The organism is Endozoicomonas sp. SESOKO3 (assembly GCF_024606255.1).
The window spans coordinates 1-5,038 of record NZ_JAHHPR010000280.1; the positions used below are offsets into that span (position 1 = coordinate 1).

The window sequence follows — 5,038 nt, forward strand, 5'->3', positions numbered from 1 at the left end:
CGTAAAGCTTGCATTTTGATTGATATCGATCATGAAGAAGGAAAAGCCCGTGTGATTATTCCGGAAGCGGGAGAGGGTGTTAAAAGCATCGACCTCTCAGATCTGGAAGAGCACTATACCGGCTACACCATCTATGTCCGGGAAAAACACCGATATGATAAGCGAACTCCCACGACGCTGAATATTCGCTCCCGACATTGGTTCTGGGGCACAATTCTCGGCTCCTGGAGAATTTATCGAGATGTCCTGCTGGCCTCCCTGCTGATCAATATTTTTGTGGTGGCCAGCCCGCTGTTTGTCATGAATGTCTACGACAGAGTGGTGCCTAACCAGGCTTTTGATACCCTCTGGGTGCTGGCTGTGGGTGCCGTTATTATCTTCAGTTTTGACTTCGTTCTTAAAATGATTCGAAGTTATTTTATTGATCTTGCCGGGAAAAAGTCGGACATACTGCTTTCATCACGGGTTATGGAGCGGGTGTTGGGATTAAGCATGTCAGCCAAGCCTGCTTCGGTCGGTTCCTTTGCCAAAAGCCTTCAGGAATTCGAGAGCATCCGGGAGTTTATCACCTCATCGACGGTGATTGCCCTAGTGGATCTGCCTTTCACTCTGATCATACTGATGGTGATTTTCATTCTGGGTGGTCCATTGGCCTACGTTCCCGTGTTCTGCATGGCTCTAATAGCTGTGTACAGTTTTGCTATTCAGGAGCCTCTCAAGCGTTCCGTTGAGAAAACCCTGCGCTCTAACTCACAGAAAAACGCCACTTTGATTGAGAGTCTTTCAGGCATGGAGGCCCTGAAGATTGCCCAGGCAGAAAGCGAAATTCAATACAAGTGGGAAAAAGCAGTCGGCCACATAGCTACCTGGAGTATCAAAACCAAGTTATTGAGTTCCTCCGCATCGACGGTCAGTGCTTACGTTCAACAGATGTGTAACATTGCGCTGGTGTCGTACGGTGTTTTCCTGATTTCTGCGGGTGATATCAGTATGGGTGGTCTGATTGCAACCGTTATGTTGTCAGGTCGATGCCTGGCTCCCATGGCTCAGGTAGCCGGCCTTGCCACTCGCTATAATCAGGCTAAATCTGCTCTTGATGGACTTAACCAGATCATGGAGATGCCGGTAGAACGTCCGGCAGACCGTGACTATGTCAATCGTCCTGAACTCAATGGAAGTATTGAATTTGATGGTGTTAATTTCACATACCCGGGTCAGGAGATCCAGGCTCTGAGAAACATCAATTTGCACATCAATCCCGGTGAAAAAGTAGCCATCATCGGCCGCATCGGTTCTGGAAAAACCACGATAGAGAAACTGATTCTTGGCCTTTATGAGCCTGATGAAGGTGCCATCAGAGTCGATGGTATTGACCTGAGACAGATCAACCCTTCAGACCTTCGAAGCAGTATTGGTTGTGTCTCCCAGGACATCACCCTTTTTTATGGCAGCATCAAAGAAAACATCACCCTCGGCGCCAGTTTCGTTGACGACGCTGCCCTGCTGAAAGCGGCTGAAATATCTGGTGTTACCGAATTCGCCAACAAACATCCAAACGGTATGGATATGATTGTGGGCGAAAGGGGGCAAAACCTCTCAGGTGGGCAGCGACAGAGTATCGCCTTAGCAAGGGCACTTCTGATGAACCCACCCATTCTGGTTCTGGATGAACCCTCCAGCTCTATGGATAACACCACTGAGTTGCGCGTCAAAGAACAACTGAAAAAGCAATGCAAGGATAAAACCATTGTTCTGGTCACCCATAAGGCTTCCATGCTGGAGTTGGTTGACCGCCTGATTTTGGTGGATAACGGAAAGATTGTTGCGGACGGACCCAAGGATCAGGTTCACGCTGCCCTAAAGCAGGGCAAACTCAAAATCGAATAACCCTCATTCAGCAAAGAGCTGCCAATGACCTTGAACGGATTAAACAGGATCGTGCAATGAGCGAGTACAAGGACGATAAAAACGCTTCTGAAATACCAGAGAATCAGCCCCATGAGGCTTCAAATGCTCAATCAACGACTCCGCTTGAGGAGGCAGGGAATAAAGCCGGTTCTGATGATCAGGAAGCTCTGACCCAAGAAGCCATACTGGACGAGCCGGCAGAGCTGGACAGGCAGATTGATGAAGATGAAAGCCTGAAGAATACTTCTCCATTAGAAGACAATGTCAGCACCGAAGACCTGGAGTACATGTCGGATACCAGTGCAGCTATGTTAATGAAAGCCCCGAGAGGCGGCAGGTTGTTAATTTACACTATGCTGCTGGCTATTGGCTCAGCCATCACCTGGGCAAGTTTGGCACCATTGGATGAAATTACCCGTGGTATGGGTCAAGTTGTTCCCTCTTCTCATCTACAGGTCATTCAAAACTTTGAAGGCGGCATACTGGAAGAGCTTTTTGTCCATGAGGGCGAGCTGGTCAAGGAAGGACAGCCATTGCTGCAACTGGATGATACCCGCTTCAAATCCACTTTCAGGGAAGGCGCTGTTGAGTATTACAGTGAACTGGCCAAGGCCGCCAGACTCAAGGCTGAACTCTCCGGCAGCCCACTGAAGTTTCCTCCCGAATTGAGTAGCTACCAGGATTATGTTGACCGTGAGATCCAGATTTACCAGAGACGCGATGCCGGCCTCAAAGCCGAGCTTGATATTGTCAACAAGCAAGCCTCTCAAGCCAAGCACGAACTGGCCGCTTCCGAGTCACAGCTGGAATTTTTAACCACCAGTCTGGAGCTGGGAGAAGAGGAGCTGGAACTGACCAAACCTCTGGCTGATCAAGGCGTTGTTTCTCACGTAGAGATGATCCAGCTCAAGCAGAGAGTGAATGATCTGGCATCCGAGAAGAATATGACAGAACTGTCCATTCCCAAGCTGAACGACGCTTATCAGGAAGCTCTGGCACGTAAGCGAGAACTGACGATCAAATTCCGGGAAGAGGTGGTTCAGGAGCTGAAAGACGTTGAAGTCAAGCTGGATCAACTGTCTGAAACACAAACCAGTCTGGAAGATCAGGTCGTCAGGACACTGCTTCGCTCTCCGGTGGAAGGCATTGTCAAAAAAATCAATGTCAAAACCGTTGGCGGTGTTATACAGCCTGGCATGGATGTCATGGAAATTGTTCCTGTAGAGGAATCCCTGCTGGTTGAAGCTCAGATTGCCCCTAAAGATATAGGCTTTCTCAGGGAAGGTATGAAATCTGTCGTCAAACTGACGGCCTATGACTTTGCCGTCTACGGTGGGCTTGAAGGTGTGGTAGACCACATAAGTGCAGATACCATCAAGGATGAAAAAGGCGAAAGTTTTTACATCGTTCGCGTCAGAACCCATGAAAACCAGCTTGGCAACCCTGAAAAACCGCTGGAAATCATCCCGGGCATGAAGGCCAACATCGATATTATTACCGGGGAGAAAACCTTGATGGAATATCTCATGAAGCCGATTCTCAGGGCCAGACAAAATGCTCTGACTGAGCGATAACACTTCTCAGGAAGGGAATATGAATTCCAATTCTGATGGTTCCAGACCTGTCATCGGGCACGTTCAGGAAACGGATGGAGAGGTATTCGCCATCGCCCCTGATGGCAGCAAACGCATTCTTAAAGAAGGCGATCCACTCTATCTCAATGAGAAGGTAGTCTCTGAATCCAATAGCCCTGTCTCTATTCTTCTGGTTAACAGCGAAGTCATTCAACTAGAGGGGCAGTCTCAGCTTGTCATGCTGGAGAATATGCTTCAATCTGCACCACACTCTGATCTTCAGGAGTCATCAGAAGTTGTAGAGATACTGGACGCTATTTCAGAACGGGCAGACCCTGTTGACGTTTCTGAACCCTCTTCAGCAGGAGAAAGTCATCGTTTCTCTCAAGATCCCCCGGCCAGTGAAGATGACAGTTCCTCTCAAGATCCCATCCCCTCCAGTGGCCTTTCCGGTGAAGTCGTTGTACTGGAAAGAGATGCCACAAAATTAGAAGAGCAAAAAGAGACCGGGCCGTTGTCGGTGTCAGTAGAAGACATTGAAAGTTTACCTGAATACACTGAACCACTACTGACGCCTGAAACATACACCGAAGTATTAATCGTACCCCCTGTCGTCAATTACGCTCCCACTGCACAAAACATGGTGATGGGAAGCAGTGAGAGCGCTTCAGAGCTCGAAGGCAAATTGAATGCCTACGACAGCAATAGCGGACAAGCCCTGACCTTTAATCTGGTCACAACACCTGATTCAGGACAATTGATACTCAATGACGATGGCAGCTTTCGGTTCCTGCCCGGCAGTGACTTCGATTACCTTGCAGCAGGCGAACAATCTGTTGTCACGTTTATCTTTGAAGTCCTGGACAGCAGTGGCGCCCGTTCAAGGGCTTCTGTGGATATCATCGTCACAGGTGAAGACAACGATGAAGATGTCAACGATGCCCCGGACATTGCCGAACCGGTATCCGCGGAGATTGTCCAGAGTGATGGCGAAACAACCATCGACTTGCTCTCAAAGGCATTTGACAATGATCATTCCGACACCCTCTATGTGACTCAGTTACGATTGACTGAAGGCAATGAGGCAGGCGTCAGCATCGGTCTGGATGGCAGCAGCCTCAGTATTGACCCTGAAGTCTATAAATATTTGGCTGCTGGCGAAACAGAAACCCTGACCTACGAATACCTGGTAACGAATGCCAGGGGAGAGTCCGTTTTAGAATCTGTCACCATTACCCTCTCTGGCGACAATGATCAACCTGAGGTCAGTGAAGCTGTCATCCAGACGATTGATAAGGACAGCGGTGACGTTAATGTTGACCTGTTGGCAGGTGCATTTGACCTTGATTCAACAGACACTCTGAATGCAGTCTCTCTAAGGATAACCGCTGGCGATCCTTCAGGTATTACTATCGCTGATGATGGCAACAGTCTTGCTGTGGATGCTTCTGCTTATGAACATCTGGCTGCAGGTGAGTCTGAAGTCGTCGAGTACAGCTACGACATAGAGGATGGTCATGGTGGCGTTGTCAGCCAGAGTGCGTCTATTACCATTG

General features: G+C 48.8%; 3 protein-coding genes. All 3 read left to right on the forward strand.

What is annotated here, in order from left to right; genetic code table 11:
- Window positions 1-1,887, forward strand: a 1,887-nt coding sequence (locus KDK18_RS05150) for a type I secretion system permease/ATPase (RefSeq protein ID WP_257253683.1), incomplete at its 5' end; no start/stop codon positions are given.
- A gap of 56 nt (window positions 1,888-1,943) precedes the next feature.
- Entirely contained in the window at window positions 1,944-3,482 is a 1,539-nt protein-coding gene (locus KDK18_RS05155) for an HlyD family type I secretion periplasmic adaptor subunit (protein ID WP_257253684.1), read from the forward strand.
- A gap of 19 nt (window positions 3,483-3,501) precedes the next feature.
- Window positions 3,502-5,038, forward strand: a 1,537-nt coding sequence (locus tag KDK18_RS05160; RefSeq protein WP_257253685.1) for a retention module-containing protein, incomplete at its 3' end; no start/stop codon positions are given.